16 protein-coding genes and 1 tRNA gene are annotated in these 19,482 nt (G+C 41.4%); 11 read left to right on the top strand and 6 right to left on the bottom strand.

Translation table 11 applies throughout. The annotated features are described in order from the left end of the window. The first annotated feature begins 9 nt into the window (after positions 1–9). Both WBM49_RS06560 and WBM49_RS06555 read left to right on the top strand, forming a co-directional pair. Complete coding sequence (locus WBM49_RS06560; protein ID WP_424371256.1) at positions 10–1,686, top strand: S8 family peptidase; 1,677 nt, start codon at positions 10–12, stop codon at positions 1,684–1,686. Between the two features lie 38 nt (positions 1,687–1,724). Further along, a complete protein-coding gene (locus tag WBM49_RS06555) occupies positions 1,725–3,557 on the top strand; it encodes a M1 family metallopeptidase (RefSeq protein ID WP_424371268.1) in 1,833 nt (610 codons plus the stop codon). 16 nt (positions 3,558–3,573) lie between these two features. Here the strand turns inward: WBM49_RS06555 and WBM49_RS06550 are convergent, their stop codons facing one another. Continuing rightward, a complete protein-coding gene (locus WBM49_RS06550) occupies positions 3,574–4,767 on the bottom strand; it encodes a succinylglutamate desuccinylase/aspartoacylase family protein (protein ID WP_424371255.1) in 1,194 nt (397 codons plus the stop codon). Positions 4,768–4,770: 3 nt separating this feature from the next. Continuing rightward, positions 4,771–6,621 (bottom strand): CBS domain-containing protein, encoded by a 1,851-nt coding sequence (locus WBM49_RS06545; RefSeq protein ID WP_424371254.1) that lies wholly within the window; start codon positions 6,619–6,621, stop codon positions 4,771–4,773. Positions 6,622–6,739: 118 nt separating this feature from the next. Here WBM49_RS06545 and rnpA point away from each other — a divergent pair, with 118 nt between their 5' ends. The 6 genes from rnpA (at position 6,740) to WBM49_RS06515 (ending at position 13,199) form a co-directional block, all read left to right on the top strand. Beyond that, positions 6,740–7,126, top strand: coding sequence for a ribonuclease P protein component (gene rnpA, locus WBM49_RS06540; RefSeq protein ID WP_424371253.1), 387 nt, complete (start codon positions 6,740–6,742; stop codon positions 7,124–7,126). Then, positions 7,107–8,735, top strand: a complete 1,629-nt coding sequence (locus WBM49_RS06535) for a S41 family peptidase (protein WP_424371267.1) — start codon at positions 7,107–7,109, stop codon at positions 8,733–8,735. The genes rnpA and WBM49_RS06535 overlap by 20 nt, the downstream gene beginning before the upstream one ends. Before the next feature lie 142 nt (positions 8,736–8,877). Further along, positions 8,878–10,521, top strand: a complete 1,644-nt coding sequence (gene glgP / locus WBM49_RS06530; RefSeq protein ID WP_424371252.1) for an alpha-glucan family phosphorylase — start codon at positions 8,878–8,880, stop codon at positions 10,519–10,521. Positions 10,522–10,636: 115 nt separating this feature from the next. Then, the gene (locus tag WBM49_RS06525) at positions 10,637–11,587 is read left to right on the top strand and encodes an MBL fold metallo-hydrolase (protein WP_424371251.1); all 951 of its coding nucleotides are present in this window, start codon (positions 10,637–10,639) and stop codon (positions 11,585–11,587) included. A 64-nt stretch (positions 11,588–11,651) separates the two neighbouring features. After that, complete coding sequence (locus tag WBM49_RS06520) at positions 11,652–12,740, top strand: Gfo/Idh/MocA family protein (protein WP_424371250.1); 1,089 nt, start codon at positions 11,652–11,654, stop codon at positions 12,738–12,740. Between the two features lie 84 nt (positions 12,741–12,824). Further along, positions 12,825–13,199 carry a hypothetical protein gene (locus WBM49_RS06515; RefSeq protein WP_424371249.1) on the top strand — a complete coding sequence of 125 codons (375 nt, stop codon included), beginning with the start codon at positions 12,825–12,827 and terminating at the stop codon, positions 13,197–13,199. Positions 13,200–13,243: 44 nt separating this feature from the next. On the opposite strand, the gene WBM49_RS06510 is transcribed toward WBM49_RS06515, so the two are convergent. Genes WBM49_RS06510 through rpiB form a run of 3 tightly spaced genes read right to left on the bottom strand, consistent with a single transcriptional unit; the run spans position 13,244 to position 15,085 of the window. Continuing rightward, positions 13,244–13,693 carry a GNAT family N-acetyltransferase gene (locus WBM49_RS06510; RefSeq protein ID WP_424371248.1) on the bottom strand — a complete coding sequence of 150 codons (450 nt, stop codon included), beginning with the start codon at positions 13,691–13,693 and terminating at the stop codon, positions 13,244–13,246. 4 nt (positions 13,694–13,697) lie between these two features. Then, positions 13,698–14,612, bottom strand: a complete 915-nt coding sequence (locus WBM49_RS06505; RefSeq protein ID WP_424371247.1) for a cation diffusion facilitator family transporter — start codon at positions 14,610–14,612, stop codon at positions 13,698–13,700. A 41-nt stretch (positions 14,613–14,653) separates the two neighbouring features. After that, positions 14,654–15,085 (bottom strand): ribose 5-phosphate isomerase B, encoded by a 432-nt coding sequence (gene rpiB, locus WBM49_RS06500; protein ID WP_424371246.1) that lies wholly within the window; start codon positions 15,083–15,085, stop codon positions 14,654–14,656. Between the two features lie 601 nt (positions 15,086–15,686). Between rpiB and rnr the strand changes: the two genes are divergently transcribed. Genes rnr through WBM49_RS06485 form a run of 3 tightly spaced genes read left to right on the top strand, consistent with a single transcriptional unit; the run spans position 15,687 to position 19,292 of the window. Continuing rightward, complete coding sequence (rnr, locus tag WBM49_RS06495) at positions 15,687–17,873, top strand: ribonuclease R (protein WP_424371245.1); 2,187 nt, start codon at positions 15,687–15,689, stop codon at positions 17,871–17,873. A 49-nt stretch (positions 17,874–17,922) separates the two neighbouring features. Beyond that, complete coding sequence (locus WBM49_RS06490) at positions 17,923–18,603, top strand: head GIN domain-containing protein (RefSeq protein WP_424371244.1); 681 nt, start codon at positions 17,923–17,925, stop codon at positions 18,601–18,603. A gap of 11 nt (positions 18,604–18,614) precedes the next feature. Next, positions 18,615–19,292, top strand: coding sequence for a LysE family translocator (locus WBM49_RS06485; protein ID WP_424371243.1), 678 nt, complete (start codon positions 18,615–18,617; stop codon positions 19,290–19,292). A 47-nt stretch (positions 19,293–19,339) separates the two neighbouring features. Here the strand turns inward: WBM49_RS06485 and WBM49_RS06480 are convergent. Beyond that, positions 19,340–19,410 (bottom strand) — tRNA-Cys (locus WBM49_RS06480). Between the last annotated feature and the right edge of the window lie 72 nt (positions 19,411–19,482).

The raw sequence follows: 19,482 nt of genomic DNA, 5'->3' as shown, positions 1-19,482 counted from the left end.
GATAAAAGAATGATTACAAAAATGCGATTACTGGGCGGATTTTTAAGCCTTAGTTTGTTAGTAGTAAGTTGTGGGAGTACCAACATTGTGGCCACTCCTATTGAGAATATAGATGCCATTCCGTTGAAGGTGTCGCCACTGACGGAGGTCCAGAAAAAACAATGGGGCCATGCCGATCTCCTTACGGATACTATTCCAGGAATGAGTGTAGACAAGGCCTATACTGAGATCATTGGAAACAAAAAAGGTGAAAAAGTGATCGTAGCTGTGTTGGATGCGGGCATTGACCTGAAGCACGAGGATCTGGAGGAGGTGCTTTGGACAAATAAAGACGAAAAGATAGGCAACGGTATTGATGACGATGGCAATGGCTATATTGATGATATTCACGGCTATAATTTTTTGGGCGAATCCTATAACGAGCAACAAGAATTTGCGCGAATCTTGCGCTTGAACCTGGGTGATGAAGCCTTACGGGCGAAGGCGCGCAAAGAATTAGACAAAGAGTTAAAAGAGGCTAAAGAAACCAAACAGATCATTCTGAATAATAAGCAACAAACCCAGCAGATCTTAGATATTGTAAAGGAATCTAACCAGGCTATTGCAAAACATTTGGGAAAAGAAGTCTATACCAAGGAAGAGGTGGGGGCAATCAATACCACTGATCTAAGCCTGCAACGCAGTGTAAATGTAATTCAACAGATGTTTAGCTATGGAAATAGTATCCCTGAGGTAATTGGGCTTATTGAGGCCGATATGGAAAATTTTGAGGAAGGTCTGGTCTATTACTCGGAAAAGTTAGATTACCACCTTAATGTAGATTTTAACGGCAGAAAGGCTGTAGGTGATGATCCGTATAGCTTCTCAGATACCAACTACGGTGATGGAAATCCTATGATCCGAAATAAAGAAGAAAGTCATGGAACCCATGTGGCAGGAATTATTGCCGCCGAACGCAATAATGGCATAGGGATGAACGGGGTAGCCAACAATGTGGCCATTATGAGTATCCGGGCCATCCCTAATGGGGACGAATACGATAAAGATGTGGCCCTTGGCATCAGGTATGCGGTAGACAATGGGGCAAAAATCATCAACGCAAGTTTTGGAAAGGCCTTTTCGCCTAATGCTGAATGGGTCTATGAGGCCATTAAATACGCTGCGGATAATGACGTGCTTATTGTACACGCGGCAGGGAACGACGGGGAAGACCTGGACAGCCAACAACATCCTAATTATCCAAACGATCATAGGTTTGGAGGTTCGGAGTTTGCAGACAATGTTATCACCGTGGGGGCCTTAGACGAAACCTATGGCTCTGAAATGGTGGCTTCCTTTTCTAACTACGGGGCCCGCAATGTAGACGTATTTGCCCCGGGAGGGGAAATTTATTCCTCCATGCCCGGTAGTGAATACGAGTTTCAGGGAGGTACTTCCATGGCGGCACCTGCCGTAAGCGGAGTAGCTGCACTGTTGCGTTCCTATTATCCCAACTTAAGCGCAGCTGAGGTAAAGAAAGTATTGATGGATTCCGGACTAAGCACTAAAACCTCGGTAATGGTTGCGGGCGACCCCTCCAAAGCAAAACCATTTGACCAGTTGTCCAGGTCAGGTAAAATGGTAAATGCCTACAACGCCCTTATCATAGGGAAGATTCTATCGGATAAAAAAAGTAAATTACCATAAATATGAGAAGAAGTTATAAGATTTTGCTAGTGTTCTTTATGGCGATGGTTCTTGGTTTCCACGGCTATTCCCAGGGAAATACCGGCTATTGGCAGCAAGAAGTAGACTACACTATGAAGGTGGCTATGGATGTGGAAACCTATAGATACACCGGAGATCAAACCCTGGTGTATACCAACAATTCTCCGGACGATTTAACACGGGTTTACTACCATATGTACTTTAACGCTTTCCAGCCCGGAAGCGAAATGGACATTCGCCTGCAAAGTATTTCAGACCCGGACAAAAGAATGGTCGTCGATGGAAAAAGCAGAATTGCTGCGCTGGCTCCGAATGAAATAGGATTTCTAAAGCCCTTGTCCCTCACCCAGGATGGCAAGGCGGTTTCTTATAATCTTGAAGGGACCGTTTTAGTGGTGTCCTTAGATCACCCTATAGTATCCGGGGCCTCTTCTACCTTTGTGATGAGCTTTGAGGGGCAGGTACCACTTCAGATAAGGCGTTCTGGCCGGGACAATAAAGAGGGTGTTGCGCTTTCCATGAGCCAATGGTATCCCAAAATGGCAGAATACGATTTTGAAGGCTGGCATGCAGATCCTTACATTGCCAGAGAGTTCCACGGGGTATGGGGCAATTTCGATGTTTCCATAACCCTGGACAAAAGATACACTATAGGAGGTACCGGCTATTTGCAAAATCCTGATGAAATTGGTCATGGATATGAAGCGCCTGGTACCAAAATAAAGAAGGCGAAAGGTAAGACCTTAACCTGGCATTTTAAGGCCCCTATGGTTCATGATTTTATGTGGGCAGCAGATCCTGATTATGTTCATGATACCCTCCCCCTGGAAAACGGGCCTACCCTGCATTTCTTCTATAAGAACAAGCCCGAGATCCTAGAAAATTGGAAGAATCTACAGCCAAAGACCGCGGAAGCCATGAGATTCTTTAGCGAGAATATTGGCCCTTACCCTTACAAGCAATACTCAGTCGTACAGGGGGGCGACGGCGGTATGGAATATGCCATGAGTACCCTTATTACCGGAGAGCGCACATTTGCAAGCCTGGTAGGAGTGATGATCCATGAAATGGCTCATTCCTGGTTCCAGCATCTTCTTGCCACAAATGAAGCCAAACACGAATGGATGGATGAGGGCTTTACCTCCTTTATTTCCAGTCTCTGTATGAATGCAGTGATGAACCAGCAGAAGCCAAACCCTTTTGAAGGCGCTTATAATAGCTATTATGCCCTGGTTAGCTCTGGAAAGGAGCAACCACAAGCAACCCACGCGGATCGCTATGAATACAATTCGGCCTACGGCAATTCGGCTTATAGCAAAGGAGAGGTGTTCCTGGCTCAGCTGGGGTATGTCATGGGGCAAGATAAATTAATGACCACCCTGCAGAAATACTTCGAGGATTTTAAATTTAAGCATCCAACGCCCAATGATCTGAAGCGAACCGCAGAAAAAGTATCAGGGATGGAACTAGACTGGTACCTCACGGACTGGACACAAACCACCAATACCATTGATTACGGCATCAAAGCCGTCTCTGAAAAGGATGGAGGTTCAGAAATAGTATTGGATCGCATAGGATTAATGCCCATGCCAATAGATATTTTAATTGTGTACAATGACGGAACGCAGGAAACCTTTTACATCCCTTTGCAAATGATGCGGGGTGAAAAGGAGAATCCTTATGGCAATGTTTCAAGAACCGTATTGCCAGACTGGCCCTGGGCATTCCCAACTTATACCTTTAAAATAGACAAGTCGTTCGAGAATATTAAGGCCATTGTGTTAGATCCTTCACAGCTCATGGCAGATATACAAATTGAGAATAATGTCTGGCTGCCCAACGAGCAATAGAAATAAGCTGTATTCATTAATACCAGGGACTGTTTTTATACAAATGGTTCCTGGCGGCTTTTTCCCGATTATTGATCAATAAATGATGCTTGTCTAATTCCCGATTTCGAAATCCCATTAAATGAAATATTGCCTTGCTGTAAAAACGGGCCACATTCAGGTTCACCACTAGTTGGGTTTTGCTTGCGTCTCTCCAGGAGATCCCCGGTAAAAAGGTCAGCAAATGATCTGCCTTGGTTCTTCGCAACATAGCAGATATTCCCAGGATCCATGTAGGAATGCGTTTTATCATAAAATACCCTTCTGCTCCCTGAGGTTGATAGAGCGGCATAAATAGTATTCCTTTTTTTTCGGCATATACATGGCTTTCATTGAGCTGAGCCAATAGGGTGCCTTTGGAAACCGTTTGAAAACTATGAAACCCGGGTTCCATGTTAAAGGAATCTTCAGGGCTTATAGCAAATCGCTTTACGATCTCATAGAAATTCACATTCCGCGAAGCGGAGGTTTTTAATGCAGTATAATAGGCATCAAAAGAGTTCACTTGCTCTTTTTGTATGGCGCCGGCAGAAATCATTGCGAGCCAGAAAAAAGCAATGCTGTTATTCTTTGCTTCTTCACTGGCATGCTGCCCTGATTCGAAGCCAAGGGAAACATATCCCAGTGAATTGATGTAACTAAGCAGTGGGCCCTCAAGGTATTCTTCTATCCCAAGGATAATGGGAACCGGGAACTGCCGCGCAAACTTCCTGTTGATCATGGCATCATTGATGGTAATAAACGGGAGTGTTTTGCTAGAAGTGGTATGGAAGTCAATAAAGTAAAATGGCTGATGATGGGCGGTAAATAACTGATTGATGAGGTTGAGTAATTCGTACAGTTCCTGTTCTTCAAATGATCTGTCAGTTGCGTCACAATGTTCAATGCGGTCGATTTCTTCCTTCAGCCATAACCTATTCAGGTCCTTCTGAATATACCGCCGGTTTTGAAGAATGGCGGGTATGTTTCCAAGCAAGCCATATACGTTGCCTGTTACCTGGGAGGCATGTTTTTCAAGTTTACTAAATACGTGTTCCAGTGCCTGTACGCCTGAGGGTTCATTGCCGTGGATCCCCCCAAAAAATACCAGCACAGGACCGGGTTCAGCACCTTGTAAATGCCCAATGATCCTGGTTTTGGTCTTTGGCGGGGCTTTTAAAAGATCTATCATTCATTAAAGATCATTGTTGGTAATAATGCCTACCAACTTTTTGTCATTCACTACCGGTAAGCAGTGGATGTTGTTTTCTTTCATCAACTTTTTAGCTTCTTCCAGTAACATATCAGCCTCTGCTGTAATAAGTGATGTTTTCATAATATCCTTGATGCTTTGTATTTCAAGATCAGGATTGTTGAGGTAGTGTTCCACATCTACCCAACTTAGCAGTCCGGCCAGATTGAGGTCGTCATCTAAAATAGGGGTGTGGTGTATCTGTTTCCATTGCATCATTCTAAGCACCAGGGCGGCACTGTCTATATCCTGAGCGGTAATGGTCTTGGTGTTCATCCTATCCCCAACCGTTATCTGTTTCTTTGGGATCTTGTATTCGTCCCCGCGAGCTAATTGCCAGGCGTCTACTGTATATCGCTTTTCCTGTCTGTCGTACATGGTCGCTACCATGATCTTTAAAGCTTCAGGAGCTTTGTTAGTTTTTAGAAGTTTTCTGTATGAATTGATCATCCATCGGGACCCCGAATGAGAGCGGATCCTTTTTTCTATTATGGAAAGATAACGCTCTGCATCCATAGGTTCAATATTCATACTGTAAAGTCCCCTGAAAGCCATCGGCAAAAAGTGATCTAGCAGTAATTCCTGACTGCTTATCAGCTTTCCTTCCCAATAAAACTGTGCCCCCATCCCATATCGGGCGGCATTAAAAAAATTGCCTTTAGCGTCTTTAAAATCCATTTTGGTGTGGATGTCGTCATATGCCTTGGGCCTGCCATGCATAAGTCCGACCCAAAACATCATATTGGCGATCTCGTCATCTGTGGTGGGCCCAGATGGCATATATCTGTTTTCAATACGCACATGGGGTTGGTTGTCCGTGATCCCATAACACAATCGGTTCCACCTGTAGGTGGTGCCATTATGAAGTGATAAGGCTTTTAAGGTAGGGATCTTTCCTTCCTTAAGTTGAGACAGACTATCAGTATCAAAAGAAGTAGTCACCAGGCTTCTGAAATTTATGATCGCATCTTTGTAAAAATCTGCAATGGTCCCACTTACCCAGTGGTCTCCAAAACTTACCCGCGACTCTTTCTCATTCAAAATAAAAGTGCTGCTGCGAGTGTCTACGCTTTGGGTAAAGAGTGCGATCCTGGTTTCTTCCCAAAGTTCCTTGCCTAAAAGCAAGGGTGAATTGGTACAAATAGACAGTACTGGGCCCGCAATAGCCTGAGCCCAATTATACATATTTACAAAATCGGATGGGTCTATCTGCAAATGTGCCTGAAAGCTGGTGTTACAGCCTTCATAAAGAATGGTGTCATGGTGCAGGTTTACCTCATCTACCCCTTTTATATGAAGCTCAATATCATCTTTTCGGATAGCTTTGATCGCCTCATTCAGGACTCTGTATCTCTCAGCAGGTGTCATGTAGTTATGGTGGAGATACTTATAGGTAATGGTGGGTAGAATGCCAGTAAGGATCACTTTTGCTTTGTGTTTTTCGGCTGCCTTTTTTGCCTTAATCATTAGCTCGTTTAGTGCGTGGTGAAGTTCTGAAAAACAACGACCCTCCAGCTTTAAGGGCTCCAGGTTTAATTCTAAATTATATTTATTGAGTTCTGAGGTAAAATGTTCGTCATTGATCTCTGCCAGTATCTCCACCCCAAGATCTGACGGATCCCAAAATTCATTTACAAGACAAAACTCCTGCTCTGCCCCAATGTGAATAGGTGCTTTTTGAAACATCCCGTTCTGTAGCAACTGATCGAGCGCTTCAACATCTTTTAATAAATGATCTATATAAATTGTTTTTTCCTCTGTATTGCTAATCTTTCGAACTGTTTTTTCTCCCATGTTATTGTATATATCCGTTACGAGATTAATGCACGCAAGATAATTCCTTGCGATCCCCTAAAATATGATAATTATCATTACGAGCCCACAAGCTAATTCTTGTTACTTTTATACCCTTATGAAGTTTAGGTACCCCAGAGAGGAAAAATTAAAAAGCGAAACGCTGGTACAGGCCGTCTTTGAAAAAGGTACGCCTGTCACTGCGTATCCTTTAAAGTTAATCTTTTTGGTCTGCCCTACCAATAATCCAAAAATTCAGGCTGGGGTAACAGTTCCTAAGAAAAACTTTCGAAGTGCCGTAAAGAGAAACAGAATAAAACGTCTGATGCGCGAAGCCTACAGACTCAACAAACATCTTATTTTTAACAAAATTGAAGGAAGCTATGCCTTTATGTTTTTATACCTTGGGAAGGAAATCCCTGCATATAGCCAAATAGAGGGATCCATGATTAAACTTTTAGGAAAATTCTTAATACTAGCGAATGATGAAGAAGTTGATACATAAAAGGTTGCTATTTATATCCCTGGCAGTATTGGTATTTATCTCTGCAAGTAGTTTCAAGACAGATTTCTTTGAAATTGCCAAACAGATAGAGATTTTTACAACCCTGTTCAAGGAGCTGAATATGAACTATGTAGATGAGACCAACCCGGCTGCCTTAATGGATACAGCCATTAAGAATATGCTCGATGATCTGGACCCTTACACCAAATTTTTAAATGAACAGGATGTAGAGTCGTACCGTATTAACAATACAGGAGAATATTCGGGAATTGGCGCTTTGGTAAGGTCTTATGAAGATAGGCTGGTGATCATTGAGCCCTATAAGGATTATCCTGCAGATAAAGCCGGACTAAAAGCGGGCGATGTGCTACTTTCCATTGGGGATATAGCCATCAAAGACTTTAAGGACGATGCCAGTGAGCTCTTAAAAGGGGCTAATAATACCGAAGTGAATGTTACGTATGAGCGCCAAGGTAAAACCGATAAGGCTACCATAGAACGAGAAGCCATTGAAGTAGATGCCGTGCCTTACTACAAAATGGTAGATGAAGAAACGGGGTATATTGTGCTATCCAGATTTAATAAAAAGGCTTCTTCCCAAACAAAGTCGGCCATGAAAGATCTAAAAGCGCAGGGAGCCCAGAAATTGATCCTGGACCTGAGGGGAAATCCGGGTGGCTTGCTCTCAGAGGCCATTAATGTTACCAATTTATTTATTCCTAAAGGCACCTTGGTGGTGACCACTAAATCCAAAGTAAAAAAATTCAATCAGGATTATAAGACCCGTAACCAGCCGGAGGATGAAGAAATTCCTTTAGTTGTCTTGGTAGACGGCAGAAGCGCCTCTGCCAGTGAGATCGTTTCCGGAAGTTTGCAAGATCTGGACAGGGCAGTGATCATAGGGGCCCGTAGTTTTGGCAAAGGACTGGTACAGCGGCCTCTGAAACTTACCTATGGCACTCAATTAAAAGTGACTATTTCCAGATACTACACCCCTTCTGGCAGGTGTATACAATCGCTCGACTACTGGAATAGAGATGAAGCAGGGAATGCTATACGCACAACCGAATTCAACGATTTTACAACCAGAAATGGGCGCAAAGTACAGGATGGTGGCGGTGTAATGCCCGATATTGAAATACAGTCCTTAAAAAGCAACGAGCTGGTCTCTGCATTGGTAAATAATAATGTGATATTCGATTTTGCCACCAACTATTACTATGCGCACACAGTACCAGAGATTCCTAAATTTTCATTTACCAAAGATGATTTTAACGCTTTTAAAAATTTTGTTTCCAAGAGTGAATTTAGTTTTGAAACCAAGACCGAAAAAGTCCTAAAGGAAGCCTTATTAAATCAGGGGAATGATCTATTAGGCCCTGAGGTAATAGAAGAATCCAAAAAGCTTCTGGGTACCATCGGTAAAAGTAAGGCTCTGGCTCTGGATACCTACCAGGGCGAAATCCAAAAACAATTGGAAGACGAAATTGTAAAAAGGTATTTCTATAGGGAAGGTCTTTACGATTACTACTTAGCGAACGATGCGGCCATTATCACTGCAAACACCCTGCTAAAAGACGGTTCAAAATACGAAAGCCTCTTAAAATAAAAGCCCTGCTCTTTAGCTTAAGGGTTGGTTAATTTTATTGATCGCAAGACGGTGTGTCGCACTAGATGTGCTTTTTATGGACTGACTGTTGATTTATACGGCTATTATTATACATTTGGGGCTTTCTAAAAATAATAGCTACATGACCAGCAAATACAACACGTGGTACCATCCATACACCCCTGCCTCCGCCTACAGTAAAAGAATTGCCTACTTCAGTATGGAATTTGGCATTCACCAGGCTCTAAAAATTTATTCCGGTGGATTGGGTTTCCTGGCCGGATCCCATATGCGTTCGGCATTTGAGTACAAACAAAATATGATTGGGATCGGGATGCTTTGGAAATACGGGTATTACGATCAGGGAAGGCACAAGGACCAAACGCTACACCCGCAATTCATAGAAAAGCAATACAGTTTCCTTGAAGATTCGGGACACGAAATAGATGTAAAGATTTTTGACAATGCCACCGTAAAGGTGAGGGCAATGGTGCTAAAGCCGGAAATTTTTGGGACGGTCCCCATTTATTTACTGACCACCGATGTGGATGGAAATGATGATCTGTCCAGGTCCATTACCAACCATTTGTATGATTCCACAGAATTAACACGCATCTGTCAAAGTATCGTTTTGGGAGTTGGAGGCGCCAAATTAGTAGAAGTACTGGGGGGTGCAGATGTGTATCACCTTAACGAAGGGCATGCCCTTCCCGCATTCTATTATCTGCGAAACAATGGGTTTAAAAAGGATCATATGGTCTTTACCACCCATACTCCGGAAAAGGCCGGAAACGTGGAGCGCAACGCCAAGGTCTTAAATGACAGCGGATTTTTTGGACGAACCTTAACAGCTGAGGAACTTCAGGAAGAAACAGGAAACAGAGACACTTTAAATTATACTATTGCGGCCCTGAGAATGGCAAAAAAGACCAATGCGGTTTCCAAACTTCACGCCAAGGTGGCCAAAGAAATGTGGAAAGGACAGACCGGAGCCGCCGGCATCTACCCCATCACCAATGCTCAGAACCAGAAGTTCTGGCAAGACGAAGGTGTAAAGAAATCCTGGATCGCAAAAAATAGCAAGACCTACCAAAAAAGGAAGTTGCAGCTTAAATCGGAACTCTTTGAGGAGGTCCTTAACCAAACCGGGAAGCTTTTTGATCCCAATATCCTTACTATCGTATGGGCACGCAGATTTGCCGCTTACAAAAGAGCTGATCTGTTGCTACACGACATGGAGCGTTTTGAAAGGCTATTGCACAACACAGAGCGCCCTATACAGATCATCTGGGCCGGGAAACCTTATCCTTTAGACTTTGATGCCATCGGTGTGTTTAACAGATTGGTGCACTTTACCAAATTTCGTCATAATACAGCTGTTCTTACGGGTTATGAAATGAGTCTTTCTAAAAAGCTAAAGACAGGTTCAGATGTTTGGCTGAATACCCCCAGAATTACCCGTGAGGCCTCTGGTACCAGCGGAATGACTGCCGCTATGAACGGTTCCGTAAACCTGTCCATTAATGACGGGTGGATCCCGGAATTTGCCAGGAATGGCAAAAATAGTTTTGTCCTGCCGGAGGCAGATTACAAGTCGCCCGTATGGGAGCAAGACGTTTTAGACAGTAAGAATCTGTATGAAATACTGGAGAACAAAGTGTTGCCCACCTATTATGAGAAGCCAGCAAAATGGCAGGAAATAGTTTTTAAGGGTATTGATGATGTGATCCCTGCTTTTGCAAGTCAACGGATGACTAAAGAATACTATGATACCCTGTATACCTAAGTTATAATAACCAGACACATTCCTGTGTTTTTTAGGATTGAGAATTAAGAATTACCTTTAAGCGTATTCTTATCTGCTCGCTGTGACTGTACATCGTAATTTGTTGTGGATTCTTTTGATCCTAATTCTGGGGGCTTGCGGGGGAAATGCCCAAACACAGCCCAAATTGTCTGAGGACCAACAGTTATACTCCCCGGAAACAGCTGTGAAACTTCTAATTCTGGGGACCGCACAAGATGCGGGTTCACCCCAAATAGCCTGCGATAAACAATGTTGTAAAGATCTCTTTAAAAATCCTGACAAGAGCAGGAAGGTAGTGGCCCTTGGATTGGTAGATGAACAATATAAAAGGAGCTATCTATTTGAGGCAACCCCCGAGATTGGCAGTCAGCTTCACGACTTAAATACGCAGGCATCCTTTCCTACTTCCAAGCAGCCAGATGGTGTATTTCTTACCCATGCACATATAGGACATTATACCGGATTAATGTTTTTTGGCAAGGAATCTCTTAATTCAACTAAGTTGCCGGTATACGCAATGCCTGGGATGACCTCCTTCATAACAAATAACGGTCCCTGGGGCCAACTGGTTTCAGATAATAATATTGCTTTGGAGGCCCTTTCAGAAGATAAGAAGGTCTTATTGAGCCCATCTTTAACTGTCACCCCTTTCCTGGTCCCGCACCGTGATGAATATTCGGAGACCGCGGGGTTTTTGATCAAAGGACCCTATAAACAAGCATTGTTTATACCTGATATTGACAAATGGGGGCGATGGGATACAAGCATTGTTAAATTGCTTTCTGAAGTAGACTACGCCTTTATTGATGCCACTTTTTATGATGGGAACGAATTAAATACCCGGGATATCTCCGCAGTTCCACATCCCTTTGTAATTGAAAGCATGGCGCTATTCAAGGATCTGCCTGCGAAGGAAAAAAATAAGATCTACTTTATCCACCTGAATCATACCAACCCGCTTTTTGATACCGATAGTGAGGAATATAAGGAGGTGATTAGGAGGGGGTTTCATGTCGCGACTTTCCTTCAGGAATTCGAATTGTAACGTTGTATAAAGGTGGAGGAAACGAACAGAAAAAAGTGTTTTGTAATATCGAAAATAACTACATATGACGATAGGTAATAAATTTAATGTTCTTGTGGTTGGCTGTGGTCATATGGGGACAAGCCACGCAAAGGCATATCATAAATTACCCGAATTTCAACTTGTTGGCCTTGTTAGCCGGTCTCCTAAAAGCAGGAATGCGCTTTCCGAATTGCTCGGGGGGGTCCCCACCTTTGAAAACTATGAGTTGGCCCTGAAAATCACCAAGCCACATGCGGTTTCTATTAATACCTATCCAGACACCCATTATGGCTATGTGAAAATGGCATTGAAGGCCGGTGCCCATGTGTTTGTAGAAAAACCCTTGGCTCTAACGGTGGAAGAAGCGGAAGAATTGGTCTCGCTGGCCCAAAAACTTCACAAAAAACTGGTGGTTGGTTATATTCTGAGGGTGCACCCGGCATGGGCTCAATTTATAGCTATCGCCAGGACGTTAGGCAAGCCTTTGGTGATGCGCATGAATCTAAATCAGCAGAGTTCGGGCGCTCAATGGTATACTCATCAACAACTAATGAGGTCCATGTCGCCCATTGTAGACTGTGGGGTACACTATATAGATGTGATGTGTCTGATGACCGGGGCCCAACCAATAAGTGTGTCGGCCATTGGTGCGCGTTTAAGTAATGAAATAGATGAAAAAATGTACAATTATGGGCAATTACAGGTGCGCTTTGAAGATGGATCTGTTGGCTGGTATGAGGCAGGTTGGGGGCCAATGATGAGCGAAACTGCCTTTTTCGTCAAAGATGTCATAGGACCAAAAGGCTGTGTTTCCATTGTTGACGAACAAAAGGGTGCTTCGGACGATGTAGAGGGGCACACTAAAACAGGTGGCTTAAAAATACACCACAGTGCACTTACTGAAAACGGGGAATTTGCAAAAAAAGATGAGGTAGTTTCTACTAAAGATGAACCAGATCATGACGGACTTTGTTATCTGGAACAAGTGTATTTTTTAAAATCCATCCTCGGGGATATAGATCTTACGTCGCATCTGCGAGATGCGGTTAATAGTCTAAAGGTAGTGTTGGCCGCTGATGCCTCTGTAAAAACCGGCAAGACAGTGTTCTTAAGTAGGGTAAAAGCAAATTGAATTCCACTTTAGGAAAATCTTAACATACTGTTAATCAGCTTGCTGAAATTGATCCGCATCAAAATTTTTTGTATATTAGTTTTTATGGTAAAGTCAGAAAAGAAAGAACACTCAGCATTTATTGAAAAATCGGTTCATCACTTGGAAGCCAGAGGTTTCGATAAAATCAGAGTAGATCTGGAGGGATATGACAAGCCAAAATCATTTCTCAGAAAACGCGACGGAACAAACGTTACTCCAGATATCGTTGCCAACAAGGATGGAAAGCGTTACTTTTTTGAAATCAGTCTTAAAACGGAAGAGCCCCGTTTGTTAAAATCAAAATGGGTGTTTCTGGATGCACTTAGCAGGATGAAGTCCGATTCCTTTCGAATTATTACTACCAAAGGGCATTACAAATTCACCGATAGTGTGCTAGAGGATATTAACCTTAGCAATAAGGTTCCTATCAAGATCTAAACTTCTTACTCCTTAAATACTTTAGTTACCAGCCCGATGTATATTTACCGATGGGTGTCCCTGATCATTTTAATATGTGGGATGTCGTCTTCCAAATATTCCTCTCCTTCTTCATAAAAACCTAATTCATTATAGAATTTTACCAGATATACCTGGGCAGAAAGCGCTATTTGAGGTTCTTTCCATTTGGTGTGAATAAAATCTACAGATGCCTGCATGATCTGTTTACCATATTTGTGTTTTCGTTCTTTTTTCGACACCACTACTCTGCCAATACTTGGGAGTTTAAAATAGTCCCCTGCTTTAAATAGTCTTGTATAGGCGCACAAGATATTGTTTACGGTTCCCAACACATGAACCGCCTTGCTATCCAGGCCATCTATGTCCTGATACACACAATTTTGTTCTACAACAAATACCTCGGCTCTGAGCTGTAATAAGGCGTACAACTCTTCGCGGGAAAGTTCGTTGTATGTTTTTACCTCGATCTTCATAATACTAATCTTGAACTATAATCTGATCCGATTCGCATTTGCCGTATTCGGGCTGGATATTTACATGACTGATTCCAAAATGGTGGTAGGCTTTTTCCTCTATCTCGTCTAGTACCTTATCAAACTCATGAAGACTGATATTCTCATGAAAATCAACATGGGCCTCTAAATGTATTTCATGTTCATTCAACTGCCAAATATGCACGTGATGAACATTCTTAACAGGGGGTATGGTGCTTAGAACTTTTACTATTTCTTCCACTTTAATGGCTTCGGGTGTAAATAACATTAGCACTTTGGTAGACGCTTTCAAGAGGTCGTAACCCATGTAGATCAAATAAAGCCCAATTGCGATAGTGAGCAATGGATCTATCCAGTAGATCTCATAGAATTTCATTAGAAGTCCACCAACAAGCACTGCCACAGAGGCTAACATATCTGTTACTAAATGCAGATAGGCAGATTTCATGTTCATATTATGATCAGAGTCCTTTTTTAGTAATAACACGCTAAATCCATTCACCGCTATTCCCAGTGCAGAAAGCCAAATAACAATGGTAGATTCTATGGGCTCTGGATGGATTAGGCGCTCAATAGCCTCTTTCATTAAAATAACAGCCACTACGAGGAGGGTGGCAGAATTAATAAAGGCCGCCATGATCTCTGCTCTTTTGTATCCAAACGTTCTTTTTACAGATGCCTGCTTTTTAGTGTATCTGGTGGCGGTATAACTTAGCAGTAATGATAGTACATCACTGAAATTGTGTAGGGCATCTGAAAGCAGCGCAAGACTTCCGGAGACAATTCCTCCTATTACCTGCGCAATGGTAATACTGATGTTTAGTAGGATAGAGACTAGAAGGTTCTTTCCTTTTAGCTCTGGGTGATGATGATGGTGATGAGAGTGAGAATGGGCCATTCAATGGGGCCGAGGAAAATGTCCTCTGTTTTTTAGTACGGTTATGAACAGGCTATTTTTTCTATTCTCCTTTCGTGCCGGCCACCTTCAAAGGGAGTTTTTAAAAAGGTTTTTACCATATCTAATGCCTGGGGCAGGGCAATATACCTTGCGGGTAGGCTTAGAATATTTGCATCATTGTGTGCCCTGGCTAATTCTGTTATCTCTTTATTCCAACACAAGGCAGCCCTAACTTTTTGATGTTTATTTGCCGTCATAGAGGCTCCGTTTCCACTTCCGCAAATTATGATTCCAAAATCAACAGTTCCATTTTCTACATCGTTAGCTACCGGGTGTATAAAATCTGGGTAATCAACACTGTCGGAACTATCAGTACCATGATTAACTACCTCTATATCCATTGATTTTAACAACCCAACAACTGCGAGTTTATATTCTGTTCCGGCGTGATCATTTCCTATTGCAATTTTCATGTCTCCAAGCTTTTAACAGTACTAAGGTACAAATCTTGCTATTATGAAGGAGGCTAATACTTGTTAACAAAACATAATTTAAGATATTAGTAAGACTTTGATAATCAACGTATATCTAAAAACAACAATTGTTAATAGTACGCACATAAGAGTTAATTTCTATTTTGTAAACATCTCAACAAAAATTCTATTGGCGATTTTCTAACTGAATAACAAAAAATATCTTTAAAAGTTTGTATCATCTTATCCACCTAAAAGTAATAGCAGTTAACATTAATAACCTTAAAACTTGTAAACTATTCGTTGTTAATTCTACTTATCAACATCTGCTAATAAGTGTTTTAAACTTCTGATATTTAAAACATTGAATTTAAGACAACCTAACAACAAACATATAAACCTGTTCAATAGTTTATTAAGTGGTAATTTTTATTGTACAAATTAACAGCCTATCATAATCACCATTATTTTTTAAATTAATAATTAAATAGAAAAGTATAATGTAATATATGTTAACAAATAGATAAAGCCTGCTTAAAGTATACTTAGAAGTGAAGGCACTGAATTATAATTCGTAATTTTCCACACAAATTAGAAATGAATGGCGAAGAAAAAGAAAAGGGCTAATAATCACAGAAAGAACGAAGTAACCAGAGGAATTTTTGAGGTATTGGAAGGAGAGCCCGGAAAAAGTTTTAATTACAAGCAAATAGCATCAAAACTTAATATAAGTGACACGGAAGGAAGAAATTTGTTGATAAAAAAATTAGGGCAGTTACACGCCAAAGAAAGGATAGAGGAAAGTGAAAAAGGTAAGTATAAGTCCTTAAAAGGAAAGGCCATTCACGAAGGAAAAATTGAAATTACTGCCAGGGGTAATGCTTATGTGATCGTTGAAGGTTTAGATGATGATATTTTTGTTGCTTCCAATAAGGTAAACAGAGCTTTTGACGGAGACAGGGTAGAAGTACTCTTGCGCCCATCCAGGAAATCTAATAAGTTAGAAGGGGAGGTAGTGTCTGTCCTGGAAAGAAAGAAAAATAAGTTTGTAGGGATCTTTGATCTCAATAAGTCCTTTGCTTTTGTGAGACCTACAGACCATAAGATGTATACAGACATCTTTATACCTATAAATCTCATTGGGAACGCCAAAAATGGTGAAAAAGTAATAGTTGAAATTCTTTCCTGGGATAAAAATGAAGATTCTCCCACCGGAAAAGTGGTAGAAGTACTGGGACTCCCTGGCTTACATAACACAGAAATACACGCTATTCTTGCAGAATATGGTCTCCCTTACACCTTTCCTAAAGAAGTAGAACACACAGCTAATACACTAGACACATCCATAAAAGAAGATGAGATAGCAAAAAGGAAAGACATGCGCGATGTGCTCACCTTTACAATAGATCCAAAGGATGCAAAAGATTTTGACGATGCTTTATCTTTTAGAAAACTGTCTAATGGGAATTATGAGATAGGGATCCATATAGCCGACGTTTCTTTTTACGTTACTCCAGACACTATATTAGATGAAGAAGCTTATGAACGAGCCACCTCTGTGTATTTAGTAGACAGAGTAGTTCCTATGTTACCAGAGATACTGTCTAACAACGCCTGTTCCTTGAGGCCAAATGAAGATAAATATACCTTTTCTGCTGTTTTTGAGATCGATGAAAACGCACAACTTAAAAATGAATGGTTTGGGCGTACAGCAACCCATTCCAATGAGCGCTTTGCTTATGAAGAAGCACAACACATAATTGAGAATGATACCAATAACATAGATGCTTCTGTGTCTATAAGAGGTGAAGCGTATGCTGTTTCTAATGAAATTAAAGAGGCTATCCTCACCTTAAACAGGCTCTCAAAGATAATGCGTGAAAAACGTATGAATGCAGGAGCTATATCTTTTGATAAATTAGAAGTTAAATTTAATTTAAATGAAGATAATATTCCTGTAAGTGTATATTTTAAGGAAGCGAAAGACGCAAATAAACTTATAGAAGAGTTTATGTTATTAGCTAATAGAAAAGTTGCTGCCTTTATAGGAAAACAACGCCCTGAAAAAACCTTTGTATATCGCGTACACGACGAGCCGAACGAAGAGAAGTTAATGGCGCTGAACGGTATCGTTTCTAAATTTGGCCACAAGCTTAACTTCAACAATAAAAAGACGATTAGTGAATCTCTAAATAGATTATTAGAGGATGTAAGGGGAAAGAAAGAACAAAATCTGGTAGATACCTTAGCAATAAGAAGTATGAGTAAAGCTATCTACACTACAGATAATATTGGGCATTACGGCCTTGCGTTTGATTATTACACACATTTTACCTCACCTATCCGCAGATACCCGGATGTAATGGTGCACAGATTACTTCAACATTATCTTGATGGAGGTAAATCACCAAAAGCGGAACCTGTGGAAGAAAAGTGCAAGCACTCTTCAGATATGGAGTATTTGGCTTCCAGTGCCGAGCGAGACTCCATAAAATATATGCAGATCAAATTTATGCAGGATCATCAGGATAAGGAATTTGTGGGTGTTATCTCAGGGGTTACAGAATGGGGTATCTATGTTGAGATCATAGAGAATAAATGCGAAGGAATGGTAAGGATCCGCGATATAAAAGACGATTATTATACCTTTGATGAAAGGCAATACGCCTTAGTGGGGGAACGAAGGAAGAAAATATATCAATTAGGAGACGAAGTGCGGGTGATGGTAAAGAACACTGACCTGGTAAAAAGACATCTCGATTTTAGTCTACTTGGAAAGGCTACGTAAGTTTTAAAACATTAGTTCGTTCTATATAGGACATCCTTAAGAATAGATCATGAAAAGATTGGTTTTATTACTTTTTATATGGGCAGGGGTAGTTGCTACACGGGCCCAGGAGGGAAAAGTATCCCAAAACCTCAGCAGCTTTAAAGAGCTTAAGGTTTTCGACGGACTCTCAGTGAACTTAATTCGGTCAGACAAGAACCAGGCGGTGATCACAGGAGCCAATACCTCCAAAGTTGCTATTGTAAACACAGATGGGGTCCTGAAGATCAGAATGGAAATTGGGAAGATCTTTAGCGGATACAGAACCTTTATTGATCTTTATTACACGCAAGATTTGGTGGTTATAGATGTAAATGAAGATGCGCGGATAACCACCAAAGAAGCACTAAAACAAGATGTTGTTGAGCTAAAAGCTCAGGAAGGGGGAGAAATTTCTATTCAGGCACAAGTAGAACAATTGTTGATTAAATCGGTTACGGGAGGGGTTATCAACGCCTCCGGTACTTCAGACAATCAGGATGTACAAATAAATACCGGTGGAGTTTATAAAGGGAAGGACCTTAAAACAAAATTTACCACGGTGAATGTAAATGCAGGGTCTAGCGCAGAGATCTATGCTACTTCCTACGTAAAGGTTAGCGTAAAAGCAGGGGGCACTGTGTTTGTTTATGGAGATCCCGATAAAATGGAAGAAAAGACCGTCTTTGGAGGCAAAATAGAGAGAATGTAAAAATACCACGGATGATCGAAGATATACAAGCGGCAGTTCCCCTTGGATTTTTCTTGAGTTTTATGATCGGCCCTGTATTTTTTGTGCTGCTGGAAACCAGTGCTACTAAAGGGTTTAGAGCCGGACTTGTTTTTGACGCAGGCGTGATCATTGCCGATATTATTTTCCTTACCATAGCGTATTTCAGTAGTTTCCAGTTACTCGAAAATTTAAGCAACCAACCGGGCCTTTATGTATTTGGAGGGGCTATATTGTTGGTGTATGCCATCACCATCCTCTTTAGTAAGGCACCCATAAATGACAAAACAGATGTTCAAACCAGCAAAACAGGCTATTTAGGACTATTTATTAAAGGATTCTTACTCAATTTTATAAACATTGGGGTACTGGTTTTCTGGCTGGGAGTGATCATTGTAGTAGGGCCCAGCCTTAATAATGACCCCAATAGAATACTGGTGTTTTTTTCCGCCATGCTTTCTGCTTATCTGATCACGGATATCTTTAAAATATTATTAGCTAAACAACTGAGGCGAAAACTTACCTTACGGAGGATTTATCTCGTAAAAAAGGTCCTGGGAGTTATATTAGCTATCTGTGGAACAGTATTGATCATAAAGGGGTTCCTTCCCAAAGACAAACTCAATATTGAAAAAGGGATAGAACTTATACGGGAAGTGGAGGGCAATTAACAGTGTAAAAACAAAAACCCCAACCTTTGTGGGTTAGGGAATCCTAGAGGCATCGAGCGGATTCGAACCGCTGTACAAGCTTTTGCAGAGCTGCGCCTAGCCACTCGGCCACGATGCCTTTACAAAGCAGCAAATTTACAAAATTAAGATGGAAACATCACCCAATAAATAGTTTCTAAATTAATGGGGA

The organism is Muriicola sp. (assembly GCF_049669965.1).
Classification (GTDB): Bacteria; Bacteroidota; Bacteroidia; order Flavobacteriales; family Flavobacteriaceae; genus Muriicola.
Note: the sequence above shows the minus strand (reverse complement) of the source record. Positions and strands in the feature narration are given on the sequence as shown.